We start from the raw sequence: 15,082 nt of genomic DNA on the forward strand, positions 1-15,082 counted from the left end.
ACGTCGTTGTCGCCAGCTCTGGGGGCTGGCACGGCGCTCGGCCGTGAAACCAGACTGGCACACATTCGCACAATTCTGACATTAGTATCGGTTATGTGGGGCAATAGTCCCACTGATCCGGGATCGCGCCCCGTCAGTCGTGCCACTCGGCGATCAGCGTCACGGGGCCCGCGAGACCGGCCCGAAGCGGCTCCGCGGTCGGCTCGAACACCGTCGTCAGCGGGGAGGGGATGCCACCGCTCGGCGAGTCCGCCTCCGCGATGAGTCGATTGCGCCACGGCGTCGCCACGTCGACCTCGAGCACGTTGCGGCCCGGGCGGACCGCGGCGGTGACGTCGAGCCGGAAGGGCTCGGTCCACGCGACTCCGCAATCGAGGTCGTTGAGGCGCACTCGCGCGATGTCGCGAACGGTGCCGAGGTGGAGCACGAGACGATCGGCGGTGGGGCGTTCGGCCAGGTCGAACTCCATCCGGTACGTGCCGACGCCGGAGAAGCCCCGCCCACCGTCGACGGCGTCTGCGTCGGCGTCGGCGTCGGCGTCGGCCCAGAGTCGAGGGCCGGGCGAGACGGATGACGCTGATCGGCCGGGCAGCTCGATCGTCCACTCTCCCGCGAGCGCCAGTGTCGTGGTTCGGGCCGGTGCGTCGACGGCGTCGTCGCGCGGCTCCGGCGAAGCGACCACGAAGACGGATCCGAACGGCTCGAGTGCGATCACGTGGGCGTCGTCACCCGGGGGCCGCTCGATCGGCGCGCGTCGAACCTCGACGGGATCCCATGCGACGAGTGTGCCCGGCTCAGGGGTCCGAAGTCGGAGTTCGATGGGCTCGCCCGAGGGATTGGCGACGAACGTCACCCGTCGCCCGTCGATCTCCCGCGCGATCCGCCGCACCGGTGTCCCGTCGATCTCGAGCGCGGGACGCCATCCGAGTCCCCGAAGGGCGTCGGCCAGGTCGGAGGTGCCGACGACGCGTCCGCGAGCGCGCTGCGTGCTCCAGATCCGTTCGCACGCCGCGTCGAACTCGTCGGGGTCGTCCGCGAGCGAGGGCGTGCCGGTCGGGCGCGTGCCGATCACGGTCGCGCCCGCGTCGAGCAGACGCTCGATCGCGCGCAGCGTCGGCAGCGTCATCCGCTCGCTCGACCCGCCCAGGTACAGCGCCCGATAGGACGCGCCCTTCGAGCGGATCGCGTCCGCCTCGACGCGGAGCACGTCGCGGAGGGCATCCGGCCCGACGTAGTCGAAGTCGAATCCCGGCGGTACTGCGTCGTCGAGCCGATGCTCGAACAGTCCGGTCACTGGCGCCTCCTCGCCGACGAAGACCGCGACGTCGACCGCCGCCGTGCCGGCTGCGAGCACCGCCGAGCATCGGGCGAGGTAGTCCATCCATTCGCGAGCCATGCCCGACCACGTCTCGTGCACCGTGAACGCCTGACCGAGGAACGGCGCCAGTGCGATGCCCGGCGCGGGCGCCGCGATCGGCTGGTGCGGCGACGTGTGGATGCAGAAGCGCGTCACGCCGAGCGCGAGCTGCAGGTCGGCGACGTGCTTCAGCGTGCGCGGGGTCCACGACCACGGGCGGTCGAACGACGTGAAGGCCTCGGCTCCGATCCAGCGGCGACCGTGCACGTGGGCGACCGAGGCGGCCCCCTTCAGGTCTGCGACGTAGGTCGGCCGCGGCCCCTCGGCGGGGTCGAACGTCCACATCGCCCCCATCGGCACGTCGGCAGGCGCACGCATCGCGAGGTCGTCGCCGAGCTGCGGCCGTCCGTCCTCGAGCGCTTCGGCGTAGTACGCCATGCCTCGTCGATGGGCCTCGGCGGCGAGGGTGCCGTAGTACTCGTCGGCGTAGAGCTCGGCGATCGTGCGCCGGTAGTCGTACAGGAACCGGTCGGAATCGTCAGGGGTGCCGACCAGCAGTCCGGTCAGTGCGGGAAGCCAGCTGGTCGGGTCGTATCCGCGCAGCCGGCGCAGGTGCTCGGCCATCGCGTCGGTCCAGTTCTGCGACCCGGCCTCGATGCTGTCGCTGAGCAGGGCCGAGAACCGAGGCGCGCCGGATGCCGCGCCATCGCGCTCCACGCCGAAGCGCTCGAGATGCGTGTCGAGGTAGGCCCGCACGCGCGCGCCGTCGAGCTTGTCGACCTCGAGCCCGGTGGCATCCGCCGGAGCCGGGCCGTTCGTCTGCCCGGTCAGCGAGCCCCCGAGGCGGAGCACCGCCCACTCGCCCGGCGGCGGCGTCCATCGCAGCACGCCCTCGCTGACGTGATCGGTCACGTCGAGGACGCTCGCGGGGTCGATCGCACCGACGGCGGCTGCCTCCGGCGTGGGGACCGCGTGGTAGTCGGACACGACACCGAACCCGGCCTTGGCCTCGGCGAAGTGCACGCGTCCTGCCGAACGCAATGCGAACTCGGACACATGGAACGCGTCGGACTTCCGCAGCACGGGCGGGAGCCGCACGCCGGGCGCGACGGGGGGCAGGGCCTCCGCGGCACTCGCGGCCGACAGGACCAGTCGGAATCGCCGAGCCGTCACGGCCGAGAAGCTGACCGTGCGCGAGGGGACGGCGGACGGCGGAAGCACCGCGACATCCCGATACTCGATGCCGTCGTCGCTCACCTGGAGCACGGCGTCCGCGGGCGGAGCTGCGCCGAAGCCATGCGGTCCGGGGAGGCCGACGGTGACCGAGCGCACCGTCGTCGCCTCGTCGAACTCCTGCTCGATCCAGGCCGACGAGTGATGGTCGGGGTCCCGGGGGAGCTGCAGGACGGGGCCGAATGCGCCGTCGGTGAGGCATGCGACATCGTCGAGTGGCGAGGACGCGTGCACCGAGGTCGGGGCGAGGATCGTCCGCGACGCGGCCGCCGGGAAGGCGAGGACACACCAGTCGACGGCGAACCCGCTCGCCGTGCCGTCGGCGCCCCAGCGCGGGCAGTCCTGGAAGGCGCCCGGAACCGCGGGCAACGGCGGCAGGACGACGTCGACGGGGCTGCCGCCCGTGATGTCGCGCTCCGACCAGACGACCTTCTTCATCGCGTCGGCCGGTGCCACCCATGGGCCGCCGGACGCGCTCCATCCGGACGACGTCGCGACGGCGAGTTCCATGGCGAGTTCGTTCGCCGTGGCGACGGCGGTGTCGACGGCCTCGTTCCAGTCGGGCGTCCCGGGGCGCACGGCCGAGGGCACCACGAGCGACCCGCCCATGCCGCCGTCGAACACCTGGGCGCCGCGCAACCCGGTCGCGTGCATCCAGCGCAGGTCGCGGTCGATGCCGACGGGGTCGACGTTGCCGTCCATCCAGTGCCACCACGCGCGCGGCCGGGCCTCGTCGGGCGGGTCCACGAACGCCTCCCACAGGGCGTCCCCGCCCGCGCTCGGTCTCGTCGACTCGTACGCGTCCATGGGATCGAATCCTTTCAGCCGTCGCTCCGGGCTCCCAGTGCAGGCCACTTATACGTGGCATCGGGATGACTAATGTGTGTTTTCGACACAAGCATGGGAGAGTTTTCTCAGCGCTCCACACGCCTCGAGAGCGCGCGACGACGATGTCAGGAAGCGAAATGACTGTGACGACGCAGGACAGCACCCGCACCATCACCGTGCCGCCCGATGCGCGCAACACGCCGCCGCCCCGTCGGGGCGGTCGCAAGCCGCTGATCTCCTTCGGGCACTGGTGGTGGGCGCTGCCCGCCGTCGTGCTCGTGATCGGGGTGCACTACCTCGCGACGCTCACCGGCGGCTTCTTCTCCCTGACGAACTGGACCGGACTCGGCGACTGGGACTTCATCGGCTTCGAGAACTTCCAGCGCATCTTCGAGGACCCGCTCCTGCTCGGCGCCGTCTGGAACACGCTGTTCCTGGCGTTCGGGTCGGTCATCCTCACCAACGTGTTCGGCCTCCTCTACGCGCTCGCGATCAACCGGATGCTGAAGACCCGCTACATCCTGCGGACGCTGCTGTTCATGCCGGTGGTGCTCAGCCCGCTGGCCGTGGCGTACGTATGGAAGTTCATCTTCCAGTTCGACGGACCGCTCAACGGCTTCCTGGCGCTCATCGGGCTCGAGGAACTCCAGAAGGTCTGGCTCGCCGACCCGACGTGGTCGATCTGGGCCATCCTCATCACCGTCGTCTGGCAGCAGACCGGCTTCGTCATGGTCATCTACCTCGCCGGCCTCGCGAGCGTGCCCGTCGAGGTCGAGGAGGCCGCCGCGCTCGACGGGGCGGGCATCTGGGGCCGCTTCTGGCACGTGGTCGTACCCGCCATCCGGCCGTCCATCGCCATCGCCACGACGCTCGGCATCATCCAGGGCCTCCGGATCTTCGACCAGATCCTCGCGCTCACCGGCGGCGGCCCCGCCGGGGCGACCGAGACGCTCGCGACCGAGGTCTACAAGCAGGCGTTCTCGCTGGGGCAGTTCGGCTTCGGCTCCGCCCTCGCCCTCGTTCTCACGGTGATCATCCTCGTGTTCGCCATCCTCCAGCAGTACGTCACTCGCGACCGCGAAGCCGGAAAGGCCTGACCATGTTCCGTTACACCAAGCTCACCGCGTTCCGCGAGGTGCTCGTCTGGATCGTGACCCTGATCGGGCTCCTGCCGCTCTACCTGCTGGTCGTCACGGCGCTGAAGCCGGACGCCGAGGTGCTCACCACGAGCGCCGTCGCACCACCCAGCACGGTCGACTTCAGCGCATTCGTCGAGGTGCTCACCTCCACGGGCCGCAACAGCATCCCGATGAGCATCCTGAACAGCGTGATCATCACGGTCGGCGCGATCGCGGGCCTCGTGTTCCTCGGCTCGGTGACCGCGTACGTCATCGCCCGGCGGACCCGCGCGTGGACGAACGCGACGTACTACCTCGTGCTCATCGCGATCATCCTGCCCGCTCAGCTCGGTACGGTGCCGCTGTACATCGGCGCGCGCTCGGTCGGCCTCACGGGCAACGCGCTCGGGATGATCCTGCTCTGGATCGGCATCCTGCTTCCGCTCGCGATCTTCCTCTACGCGAGCTTCTTCCGAGGGCTCACGACGGAGTACGAGGAGGCCGCCGTCATCGACGGCGCGACCCCGACGCAGGCCTTCTTCCGGGTGGTCCTGCCGCTCATGGCGCCGGCGACGGGCACGGTCGCGATCCTCGCGGGCCTCATCGTCTGGAACGACTTCTTCAACTCGCTGATCTTCCTCGGCGGTTCCGAGACGCAGACGCTGCCGGTCGCGATGTACACGTACGTCGGCGGCCTGGTCTCGGCGTGGAACAAGATCTTCGCCGTGGTGATCATCTCGATGATCCCGATCCTGGCCTTCTACATGTTCGCGCAGAAGCGCTTCATCCAGGGCTTCGCGGGCGGGCTGAAGGGCTAGGCGCCACCGCGGGCCTCCACCGATTCGAGAACGGCCGGATCGTCGAGCACCGGGACGTGCTGCCGCAGGTTCCCGTGCATGCCGTTCACGACCCATTCCCAACTCCGACCCAAGGAGGCGCGCGTGTACCAACTCGCACCCAACATCGAACTCCTCTTCACCGAAGCCGGCGACTACCACGACCGCGTCCGCGCGGCCGCCGCGGCGGGCTTCACCGCCGTCGAGATGTGGGGACCGACCGGCGTGGACGCCCCGGCGAAGCCGAAGGACCTCCCGGCGCTCAAGGCGGCGCTCGGCGAGACCGGCACGCAGCTGACGGCGCAGCTCTCGGAGCCCCGCACGCAGTTCATGATCCCGCCGTGGGACCACTCCGAGTTCTTCCGCAAGCTCGACGAGGGCGTCTCGATCGCGCAGGACCTCGGGTGCCCGCGCATCGTCGTCGGCAGCGGCACCGGATTCGGCGGATGGAAGCGCCAGGTGCAGCTCGACAAGCTCATCGAGATCTACGAGAAGGCCATCGCGCAGATCGAGGGCTCCGGCATCACGCTCGTCCTGGAGCCGGTGAACGTCCGCGTGGATCACCCCGGGTCGCTGCTCGACCGGACCGCAGAGGCCGTCTACGTCGCCCGCGGCGTGGACTCCCCCTACTTCGGCGTCCTGTACGACATCTACCACTCGGCCGTCGAGGGCGAGGACATGGCGGCCGAGCTCGCGAACGCCGGCGGGCTCGTCAAGTACGTGCAGCTCGCCGACACCCCGGGCCGCGGTGAGCCGGGCTCCGGTTCGCTCGACTGGGCCGCGACGCTCGGCATCCTGCGCGCGTCGGGCTACGACGGTCCGATCGGGCTCGAGTACTACCCGACGCAGGAGTCCGAGGCATCCGTCGCCCTCATCCGCGAGCTGGCGGTGTCGGCATGAGCCGCTACCCCGAGGCCGTCGACGTCGCGATCGTCGGCAGCGGCCCCACCGGCGCCGCGTACGCGCGCATCCTCTCCGAGGAGGCGGCGGGCGTCACGATCGCCATGTTCGAGGTCGGCCCGACGGTGTCGGACCCGCCCGGGGCGCACGTGAGGAACATCGAGGACCCGGCGGCGCGCGCTGCCGCGCAGCGCGCGTCAGAGGGTCCGGGCGCCGGCGCCGACACGGTGAGCCATCCCGGTGCGGTCAAGAGCGGCGAGCGCCGCGCTCGCCCCGGCACGTTCCTCCTCGACGACGGGTACGCGTTCCCCGGCGAGGACGGCCTGCCGGTCGCCGCCATGTCGAGCAACGTCGGCGGCATGTCCGCCCACTGGACCGGCGCCTGCCCCAGGCCCGGCGGCGGCGAGCGCATCGCGTTTCTGCCCGACCTCGACGAGCTGCTCGACGAGGCCGACCGGCTGCTCGGCGTCACGACCGACGCGTTCGACCAGGCGCCCTTCACGGGCCTGGTCCGTGAGCGGCTGGCCTCGGCCGTCGACGACGCTCGCGAGCCGGCGGCACGCGTGCAGCGGATGCCGCTCGCCGTGCATCGCCGGCCCGACGGTCGCCTCGTCTGGTCGGGCTCCGACGTGGTGCTCGGCGAAGTCACGCGCGCCAACCCGCGATTCGCGCTCCACGACGAGTCGCTCGTCACACGCGTGCTCGTCGAGGACGGCCGGGCCGCGGGGGTCCGGGTGCGCGACCTGCGCACGGGCGGGGAGCACGACGTGCGCGCCCGTGCCGTCGTCGTGGCCGCCGATGCGTTGCGCACCCCGCAACTGCTCTGGGCCAGCGGCATCCGCCCGCCGGCGCTCGGCCGCTACCTCAACGACCAGACGCAGGTCGTGTTCGCCTCGCGCATCCGCGACGCCCAGCCCGGTGAGGGAGCCGAGGAGTCGGCGCCCGCCGAGGGCGGACTCAGCGAGCAGAGCGGCGTGAGCTGGGTGCCGTACACCGACGACCAGCCCTTCCACGGTCAGATCATGCAGCTCGACGCCTCGCCCATCCCACTCGCAGAGGACGACCCGGTCGTCCCCGGCTCGATCGTGGGCCTCGGCCTGTTCTGCGCGAAGGACCTGCAGCGCGAGGACCGCGTCGAGTTCAGCGACGACGAGACCGACGCGTACGGCCTGCCCGCGATGCGCATCCACTACCGGCTCACGGAGCGCGACCACGAGGTGCTCGATCAGGCGCGCGAGGAGATCGTGCGCCTGGGCGCGGCGGTCGGCGAGCCCCTCGACCCGCGACCGTTCACGATGCCGCTCGGCGCGTCGCTGCACTACCAGGGCACGACGCGCATGGGCGAGCAGGACGACGGCGAGAGCGTCTGCAGCCCCGACAGCGAGCTGTGGGTGGCCCCCGGCGTCTTCGTCGCGGGCAACAACGTGATCCCGACGGCGACGGCGTGCAACCCGACGCTCACGAGCGTCGCACTCGCGATCCGCGGCGCCCGCGCCATCAGCCGCCAACTCAGCGCGAAGCTTGCTTCCGTCGAAAACAGACATTAGAGTGTAGGAATCATGACGAAGAAGTCGAGGAGGTCCGCATGATCGCCGACCGCATCATCGAGCAGGGCACATTGACCACTGACGGGGCACGCGCCTCGGTCGAAGTCCGCATCCCGTGGTACCGCGCCCTGCCGGGCTCGTGCATCGGCGGCGCGGCGCTCACCGTCGACGGCGTCCAGGCGCCCGCCGACTCGCTCCGCTGGAGCATGAACGGCCGCGAGTTCACGTTCGCCGACCTCGTCGACGAGACCGGCGAATGGTGGTTCCCCACCGACTCGGCGGTCCTCTCGGGCGAGATCGCGGTGGCGACGGATGCCGCGGAGCACGAGGTCCGCGTCGACCTGACGCTCTACATCCCCTACATCATCATCGGCGACGGCGAGACGCTCCACATCGAGGAGCACGACACCAAGACGATGCCGGCACGGAAGGCGGTGGCGGCATGAGCCCGCTCGGCACGCCCATCCAGGGCGTCACGCTCTACAGCTTCACCCGCGCCTTCCACGGTCGCGAATACGACCTCGAAGGCCTCATCCGCAAGGTCGCCGCAGAGGGCTACGGTCCGGGCCTCGAGATCATCGGATTCTCGAGCTTCCGGGGCTTCCCCGACATCGATGACCGGTTCGCGGGCGAGTTCCGCGACCTCGTCGACGAGGTGGGCCTCGTCACGACCTCGCTGGCCGTGAACGCCGACATCGGCATCCACCGCGATCGCCTGCTGACGCAGGACGAGCTCATCGAGTACATGCGTCGCCAGATCGAGGCGGCCGCCAAGCTCGGCTTCCCGATCGCGCGCGTGCAGATCTCGCTGACGCCCGACTCGATGGAGCAGCTCGCGCCCATCGCCGAGCAGTACGGCGTGACGCTCGCGCTCGAGGTGCACGCCGACCAGTATGCGAGCCATCCGCGCATCCTCGCCCTCCGCGACCGGTACGAGCAGGTCGGCTCGCCGTTCCTCGGCTTCACCATGGACTGGGGCGCGACGGTCTCCGGCTTCGCACCGTCGCTGCTCGAGGCGTATCGCCGCCGTGGCGCGTCGGACGAGCTGCTCGCGAAGGTCGTCGACCTGTGGAACACGTTCTACGAGCAGGGCCCGCCCGCCGACCAGACGGAGCACGGCCAGCGGTTCGGTGCGTTCATCGGCCTCGCCGCGCAGAACGGCCGGCCCGACCTCGGCATCGACTTCGGCATCAACGGCACGGGCCTCTTCGGCCCGGCGCGCGTGGACGACTGGCTCGAGATCATGCCGTGGATCCGCCACGTGCACGGCAAGTTCTTCGGCATCGACGAGCGCGGCGAGGAGCCCTCGGTCCCGGTGCGCGACCTCATCGGCCTCCTCGTCGAGAACGGCTACTCGGGCGCGATCTCGAGCGAGTACGAGGGGTGGCACTGGAACAACTGGCAGAGCCCCTTCGACATCATCGCGGCCGAGCAGGCCGTCCAGCGCTCGGCCGCCGAGGCATCCGGCTCCCGCATGATCACGGATGCCGCGGAGGCCCGCCGCATCCTCGACACCCACCTCGGAAAGGCGGTCCAGGCATGACCGACACCACCGCCGGCATCGCCGGCACCGGCATCAAGCTCGGGACGACCCTCTACTCGATGACCAGCGAGTTCGCGGCCGGGCTGTACACGCCCGAGACGCTGATCAGGGCCGTGCACGACGAGGGCATCGGCCCGGGCGTCGAGTTCAACATCGCCCAGCTGCTGCGCACCTATCCCGACGTGGACGCCGACTTCGTCAAGCTCTGGTTCGACTCCCTCGAGAAGTACGGCCTCGAGGCGAGCGCCGTCGGCACCAACCTCGACATGGGGCGCCGCAAGGAGCGCGACATGACGCCGGACGAGGAGCACGACTTCCTCGCACGGCAGCTGAAGACCGCGCACACGCTCGGCTTCAAGCGAGTCGTCATCCGGTCGCACGGCAAGGAGCTGCTGCGCAGCCTCCTGCCGCTGGCCGAGAAGTACGACCAGTACCTCGGCTACGAGATCCACGCCCCCTCGGGGCCGAACGATCCCGCGGTGCTGCAGATGCGCGAGATGTACGACGAGCTGCAGAGCGAGCGGCTCGGCTTCACCGCCGACTTCTCGTCGACCATGCACAGCCTCTCGCCCATGCTCCTGCGCACGCTGAACCGGATGGGCATGGACGAGAAGCACTTCCCTGTCATGGAGGAGATCTGGCACGAGCCGACTCCCATGCACGTGCGCAACCAGAAGTTCGAGGACTACCTCACCGGGGAGGGCGTCGACCCGCTCACGTTCGGACCGTTCACGCGCCTCGCGTTCAACATGCACGGGCTCGTGCCGCCGGAGGAGTGGCTGGACATCATGCCGCAGATCTTCCACGTGCACGCGAAGTTCTACGACATCGACGCGAACGGCGACGAGCCGGCGATGGACATCCCGCGCATCGTCAAGCAGTTCGTCGACGGCGGCTACACCGGCTACCTCTCGAGCGAGTGGGAGGGGCACGCGTTCGCCGACCTCGGCGAAGCCGACCCGATCGACCTCGTCAAGAAGCAGCACGCGCTCATGCGTCGCGCCATCGAAGAGGAAGCCTCCGCCCGTGTCTGAGCAGCTCACCGAGGCATCCGTCGCCGAATTGCTGGCCGAGATCGACCGGCTGCGCGGCCAGGTCGAGGACGCCACGCGCCTCGCCCGTCGCGCCGCCGACCGCGGCGACGTCGAGAACCTCTTCAACCGCTACATGTACCTGCACAACGCCTTCCAGGATGAGCAGATCATCCCGCTGTGGGTGAAGCGCGGCACGCCCGGCATCCGTGCGCGGTACACGAACGCGGGCCAGTACACCGACTACGACAGCGTCATCCGCTACCACCAGGGGCGGCCGACGCCGACCGGCAAGCTGATCCTGCACGCCACGACCACGCCGGTCATCGAGGTCGCCGCCGACGGCGAGACCGCCAAGGGCGTCTGGATCATGGCCGGCACCGAGTCCGGCCTCACCGACCCCGAGGTGGCGAAGGCCTTCCCCGACATGTACTCGCCCGGCGAGGTCCAGGGCAAGAAGGTCTGGGCGCACTGGGTGTGGTGCAAGTACGCGATCGACTTCCTGCGCCAGGACGGCGAATGGAAGATCTGGAAGTTCCGCTGCTACGAGCTCGCCCGCGCCCCGTTCCACGAGGACTGGATCAGCTTCGGCGAGAAGAACCAGGCCGCGTTCGACCTCGACCTCATGTACTTCGGCGACGACGGCAAGCCCGTCTTCATGCCGCCGGCCGACGAGCCGGTGCCGACCGAGTACCACCCGTACCACCCGTCGACGACGCAGGTGCTCGAGCCCGAGCCGCCTGTGCCGCACGAGACCTTCATCGACACGTTCAAGTAAGGCAGGCACCCATGGCCACCCATGATTCGCTCTTCTCCGAGCAGGACGTCCGGCGCGTCGAGAACGGCATCGCCGTCTCGGTGCAGCTGCCCTGGTATCGCAGCCTCTGGCTGTCGGCCGTCGACGACGTCGCCGTCACCGTGAACGGCGAGGCGATCCCGACCGATCGACTGCGCTTCGCGCTCCAGGGGCGTGAGTACCGCATCGAGGAGCTGCCCGAGCAGTGGGACACGCTCTGGTTCGTCGCCGACCGCCCCGACGTGCTGATCGACCTCGGCCGCACGCCCGAGGAGGGCGAGCAGCTCACCGTCGAGGTCGTGCTCACGATGCGCCTGCTCTACATGCAGATCATGCCCGGCGTCGACGGCGGCCCCGGCCGCTACGTGACCAATCGCGTGCCGGTCGAGCGCGAGGTCGTGCTGGCATGAGCCCCCGCCCGGTGCTCCGCGTCGCGATGGTGGGCTACGGCTTCATGGGCGCCGCGCACTCGCAGGCGTGGCGCACCGCCCCGCGGGTGTTCGACCTGCCGGCCGACGTCGAGATGTCTGTCCTCGTGGGTCGCAACGCCGACGCGGTGGCGGATGCCGCGGCGAAGTGGGGTTGGGCCGAGTCGGCGACCGACTGGCGCGAGGTGATCGCGCGCGACGACATCGACCTCGTCGACATCGTCACGCCGGGCGGCTCGCACGCCGAGATCGCGATCGCGGCGCTCGAGGCGGGCAAGCACGTGCTGTGCGAGAAGCCGCTCGCGAACGCGGTCGACGAAGCCGAGACGATGACGGATGCCGCGGATCGGGCGTCCGCGCGCGGCATCCGCGCGATGGTCGGCTTCACCTACCGGCGCGTGCCGGCCGTCACGCTCATGCGCGACCTCATCGCCGAGGGCCGGATCGGCCGCGTGCAGCAGGTGCGCGCGAGCTACCGCCAGGACTGGCTCGTCGATCCCGCGATGCCGCTCGGATGGCGCCTGCAGAAGGAGCACGCCGGTTCGGGCGCGCTCGGCGACATCGGCGCCCACGCGATCGACCTCGCGCAGTTCGTCACCGGACTCGACGTCACCGCCGTCTCCGGCGTGCTCGAGACGATCGTGGGCGAACGCCCGCTGCTGGGCTCCGGTTCGGGCCTGTCCGGGACGGCCGCCGAGGGCATGGGCGAGGTCACCGTCGACGACCTGGCGATCTTCACCGGCCGCCTCTCGTCGGGCGCGCTCGCCTCGTTCGAGGCCACGCGGTTCGCCACGGGCCGGAAGAACGCCCTCGCCATCGAGGTCTCGGGCGACCTGGGCGCGCTCGGGTTCGACTTCGAGGACCTCAACGTCCTCCACTACTACGACCGCACCGCGCCGAACGCGACGCAGGGCTTCACGCGCATCGTCGTCACCGAGGCCGAGCACCCGTACGTCGCGGCGTGGTGGCCGGCCGGGCACATGCTCGGCTACGAGCACGGGTTCAGCCACCAGGTGAAGGACCTCGTCGAGGCGATCGCCGAGGGCGCCGACCCGCACCCGACCTTCGCCGAGGGCCTGCACGTGCAGCGCGTGCTGGCCGCGGTCGAGGAGAGCTCCGCACACGATTCGAGATGGGTGCGCGTCGGCGCGCCCGCCGCCGACTAGAGGAGGACCCATGCCACGACCGATCACCCTGTTCACCGGCCAGTGGGCCGACCTGCCCTTCGAGGAGGTCGCGCGACTCGCCGGGGAGTGGGGCTACGACGGCCTCGAGATCGCCTGCTGGGGCGACCACATCGACGTCTCGCGCTGGGACGACGACGCGTACGTGCAGAGCCGCCGCGACATCCTCGAGAAGAACAGCCTGCAGGTCTGGACGATCTCGAACCACCTCGCCGGCCAGGCCGTGTGCGACGACCCGATCGACCAGCGTCACCGCGACATCCTGAACGACCGCGTCTGGGGCGACGGCGATGCCGAGGGCGTTCGGCGGCGCGCCGCGGAGGAGCTGAAGATGACGGCGCGGTTCGCGGCGAAGCTCGGCGTGAAGACGGTCACCGGGTTCACGGGCTCGTCGATCTGGAAGGCCGTCGCGATGTTCCCGCCCGCCTCCGACGAGTTCATCGACGCCGGCTACCGGGACTTCGCCGACCGGTTCCACCCGATCCTCGACGTGTTCGAGGAGGTCGGCGTGCGGTTCGCGCACGAGGTGCATCCGTCGGAGATCGCCTACGACTACTGGACCACGAAGCGCACGCTCGAGGCGATCGGCCACCGCGAGTCGTTCGGGCTGAACTGGGACCCCTCGCACATGGTGTGGCAGGACCTCGACCCGGTCGGCTTCCTCTGGGACTTCCAGGACCGGATCTACCACGTGCACTGCAAGGACACGAAGAAGCGCCTCGACAACGGCCGCAACGGCCGCCTGTCGTCGCACCTCGCCTGGGCCGATCCGCGCCGCGGCTGGGACTTCATCTCGACCGGGCACGGCGACGTGCCGTGGGAGAACGCGTTCCGCATGCTCAACGCGATCGGCTACGACGGCCCGCTGTCGGTCGAGTGGGAGGACGCGGGCATGGATCGCCTGGTCGGCGCGCCCGAGGCGCTCGGGTTCGTGCGACGGCTGTCGTCGTACGAGCCGTCGGCGGCGGCGTTCGACGCGGCATTCAGCACGCGATAGCGCAACGGATGCGACGCGGCGGCGGGCTCCTGCCCGGCGCCGCGTTCGCGTCCCGCAAACTGCGCTTCCCCTTATGCGCCGGATCGTAATCACTTATGTGCAAAACCGGCGCAACTCGGGGACACTGGTGGTGAGCGTTCATCACGACCAGAGGAGCAGCGCATGTCGGTTCGCGCAGGGATCATCGGCACCGGATTCATGGCGCGCGTCCACGCGCAGGCCATCGCCTCCGGTGGACACCACCTCGTCGGCGTCGCCGGCTCGAGCCGTGAGAGGGCCGAGGCCTTCGCCGCGACCCGACCCGCAACGGTCCCGTCGGCGAGCATCGAGGAACTGATCGGCCTGCGGCCCGACATCGTGCACGTCACGACCCCCAACGCACTGCACCGCGAACAGGCCGAGGCGATGATCGACGCGCGCATCGGCGTCATCGTCGAGAAGCCGCTCGCCACGAGCGTCGAGGACGCCGAGGCGCTCGCGCGACGACAGGCGGACGTGCCCGTCGCCGCCGTCCCGTTCATCTACCGGTACTACGGGCTCGTCCGCGAGATCCGCGAGCGTATCCTGCGAACCCCGGAGAACCGGCTCTGGATGCTGCACGGCAGCTACCTGCAGGACTGGCTCGCCGGCGTCGACCAGACCAACTGGCGCGTCGATCCGACCGCGGGCGGCGCGAGCCGTGCGTTCGGCGACATCGGCGTGCACTGGTGCGACCTCATGGAGTTCGTCACCGGCCACCGCATCACCACGGTCACGGCCACGGTCGGCAATGCGTTCGAGCGCGAGGGGGGACCGGCGCAGAACCTCACCGAGGACGGGGCCGTGCTCACCTTCACGACCGACCACGGCGCCATCGGATCGCTCGTCGTCAGCCAGGCGAGCGCCGGGCGCGACAACCGCCTCTACTTCTCGTTCGACGGGCCCGAGGAGAGCTACGAGTTCGACCAGCAGCTGCCCGAGCGCGCGTGGATCGGCCGCCGCGACGAGAGCCGCCTCATCACCCGCAACCCCGCCAAGGCGCTCGCATCGCCCGTCGGACTCGAGCCGGTGCCCGCCGGCCACCCCCAGGGCTACCAGCAGTGCTTCAACGACTTCGTCGCCGACGCGTACGTCGCCCTGGCGGGCACGCCGTCGGGCACGCTGCCGACCTTCGCCGACGGGCTGCGCGCCGCGCACGTCACCTCGGCGGTGCTCGAGTCGGCGCGCACCGGGGCCCGCGTCGCCGTTCCCGAGCCGACGGCGACCTGGGTTCCGGAACCGGCCGTCGCCGGTTCTCGCGCCTGA

Annotated in this window: 13 protein-coding genes; 12 read left to right on the forward strand and 1 reads right to left on the reverse strand. The window is 70.3% G+C overall.

Going from position 1 to position 15,082, the window contains the following annotated elements; all coding sequences use genetic code 11:
* Nucleotides 1-133: 133 nt before the first annotated feature.
* Nucleotides 134-3,397: a glycosyl hydrolase gene (locus ACULK4_RS03360; RefSeq protein WP_445965046.1), complete on the reverse strand. Its 3,264-nt coding sequence runs from the start codon at nt 3,395-3,397 to the stop codon at nt 134-136.
* Nucleotides 3,398-3,555: 158 nt separating this feature from the next.
* Here ACULK4_RS03360 and ACULK4_RS03365 point away from each other — a divergent pair, with 158 nt between their 5' ends.
* The 12 genes from ACULK4_RS03365 (at nt 3,556) to ACULK4_RS03420 (ending at nt 15,082) form a co-directional block, all read left to right on the forward strand.
* Nucleotides 3,556-4,515 (forward strand): carbohydrate ABC transporter permease, encoded by a 960-nt coding sequence (locus tag ACULK4_RS03365; protein WP_445965047.1) that lies wholly within the window; start codon nt 3,556-3,558, stop codon nt 4,513-4,515.
* Nucleotides 4,516-4,517: 2 nt separating this feature from the next.
* On the forward strand, nt 4,518-5,354 hold the full coding sequence (locus tag ACULK4_RS03370; RefSeq protein ID WP_445965048.1) for a carbohydrate ABC transporter permease: 837 nt from the start codon (nt 4,518-4,520) through the stop codon (nt 5,352-5,354).
* Between the two features lie 123 nt (nt 5,355-5,477).
* Nucleotides 5,478-6,272: a TIM barrel protein gene (locus ACULK4_RS03375; RefSeq protein ID WP_445965049.1), complete on the forward strand. Its 795-nt coding sequence runs from the start codon at nt 5,478-5,480 to the stop codon at nt 6,270-6,272.
* Nucleotides 6,269-7,819, forward strand: coding sequence for a c-glycoside 3-oxidase CarA (carA, locus tag ACULK4_RS03380; RefSeq protein ID WP_445965050.1), 1,551 nt, complete (start codon nt 6,269-6,271; stop codon nt 7,817-7,819). The genes ACULK4_RS03375 and carA overlap by 4 nt, the downstream gene beginning before the upstream one ends.
* Before the next feature lie 38 nt (nt 7,820-7,857).
* On the forward strand, nt 7,858-8,265 hold the full coding sequence (locus ACULK4_RS03385; protein ID WP_445965051.1) for a C-glycoside deglycosidase beta subunit domain-containing protein: 408 nt from the start codon (nt 7,858-7,860) through the stop codon (nt 8,263-8,265).
* Nucleotides 8,262-9,362, forward strand: a complete 1,101-nt coding sequence (locus ACULK4_RS03390) for a sugar phosphate isomerase/epimerase family protein (protein WP_445965052.1) — start codon at nt 8,262-8,264, stop codon at nt 9,360-9,362. The genes ACULK4_RS03385 and ACULK4_RS03390 overlap by 4 nt, the downstream gene beginning before the upstream one ends.
* Nucleotides 9,359-10,396: a sugar phosphate isomerase/epimerase family protein gene (locus ACULK4_RS03395; protein WP_445965053.1), complete on the forward strand. Its 1,038-nt coding sequence runs from the start codon at nt 9,359-9,361 to the stop codon at nt 10,394-10,396. The genes ACULK4_RS03390 and ACULK4_RS03395 overlap by 4 nt, the downstream gene beginning before the upstream one ends.
* Nucleotides 10,389-11,171 (forward strand): nuclear transport factor 2 family protein, encoded by a 783-nt coding sequence (locus ACULK4_RS03400; RefSeq protein WP_445965054.1) that lies wholly within the window; start codon nt 10,389-10,391, stop codon nt 11,169-11,171. Before ACULK4_RS03395 ends, ACULK4_RS03400 begins: the two co-directional genes overlap by 8 nt.
* An 11-nt stretch (nt 11,172-11,182) precedes the next feature.
* On the forward strand, nt 11,183-11,599 hold the full coding sequence (locus tag ACULK4_RS03405) for a C-glycoside deglycosidase beta subunit domain-containing protein (RefSeq protein ID WP_445965055.1): 417 nt from the start codon (nt 11,183-11,185) through the stop codon (nt 11,597-11,599).
* A gap of 26 nt (nt 11,600-11,625) precedes the next feature.
* Entirely contained in the window at nt 11,626-12,783 is a 1,158-nt protein-coding gene (locus tag ACULK4_RS03410; protein WP_445965196.1) for a Gfo/Idh/MocA family protein, read from the forward strand.
* Nucleotides 12,784-12,793: 10 nt separating this feature from the next.
* Nucleotides 12,794-13,798, forward strand: coding sequence for a sugar phosphate isomerase/epimerase family protein (locus ACULK4_RS03415; RefSeq protein WP_445965056.1), 1,005 nt, complete (start codon nt 12,794-12,796; stop codon nt 13,796-13,798).
* A gap of 162 nt (nt 13,799-13,960) precedes the next feature.
* Nucleotides 13,961-15,082 carry a Gfo/Idh/MocA family protein gene (locus ACULK4_RS03420; RefSeq protein WP_445965057.1) on the forward strand — a complete coding sequence of 374 codons (1,122 nt, stop codon included), beginning with the start codon at nt 13,961-13,963 and terminating at the stop codon, nt 15,080-15,082.

The sequence above is a fragment of the Agromyces selenitireducens genome (assembly GCF_052748465.2).

Bases quoted from the DNA above. Each gene is read 5' to 3' on its own strand.
- ACULK4_RS03405 (WP_445965055.1), top strand. From the start codon at position 11,183: ATGGCCACCCATGATTCGCTCTTCTCCGAGCAGGACGTCCGGCGCGTC.
- ACULK4_RS03415 (WP_445965056.1), top strand. From the start codon at position 12,794: ATGCCACGACCGATCACCCTGTTCACCGGCCAGTGGGCCGACCTGCCC.
- ACULK4_RS03390 (WP_445965052.1), top strand. From the start codon at position 8,262: ATGAGCCCGCTCGGCACGCCCATCCAGGGCGTCACGCTCTACAGCTTC.
- ACULK4_RS03365 (WP_445965047.1), top strand. From the start codon at position 3,556: ATGACTGTGACGACGCAGGACAGCACCCGCACCATCACCGTGCCGCCC.
- ACULK4_RS03385 (WP_445965051.1), top strand. From the start codon at position 7,858: ATGATCGCCGACCGCATCATCGAGCAGGGCACATTGACCACTGACGGG.
- ACULK4_RS03370 (WP_445965048.1), top strand. From the start codon at position 4,518: ATGTTCCGTTACACCAAGCTCACCGCGTTCCGCGAGGTGCTCGTCTGG.
- carA (WP_445965050.1), top strand. From the start codon at position 6,269: ATGAGCCGCTACCCCGAGGCCGTCGACGTCGCGATCGTCGGCAGCGGC.
- ACULK4_RS03360 (WP_445965046.1), bottom strand. From the start codon at position 3,397: ATGGACGCGTACGAGTCGACGAGACCGAGCGCGGGCGGGGACGCCCTG.
- ACULK4_RS03395 (WP_445965053.1), top strand. From the start codon at position 9,359: ATGACCGACACCACCGCCGGCATCGCCGGCACCGGCATCAAGCTCGGG.
- ACULK4_RS03420 (WP_445965057.1), top strand. From the start codon at position 13,961: ATGTCGGTTCGCGCAGGGATCATCGGCACCGGATTCATGGCGCGCGTC.
- ACULK4_RS03410 (WP_445965196.1), top strand. From the start codon at position 11,626: ATGGTGGGCTACGGCTTCATGGGCGCCGCGCACTCGCAGGCGTGGCGC.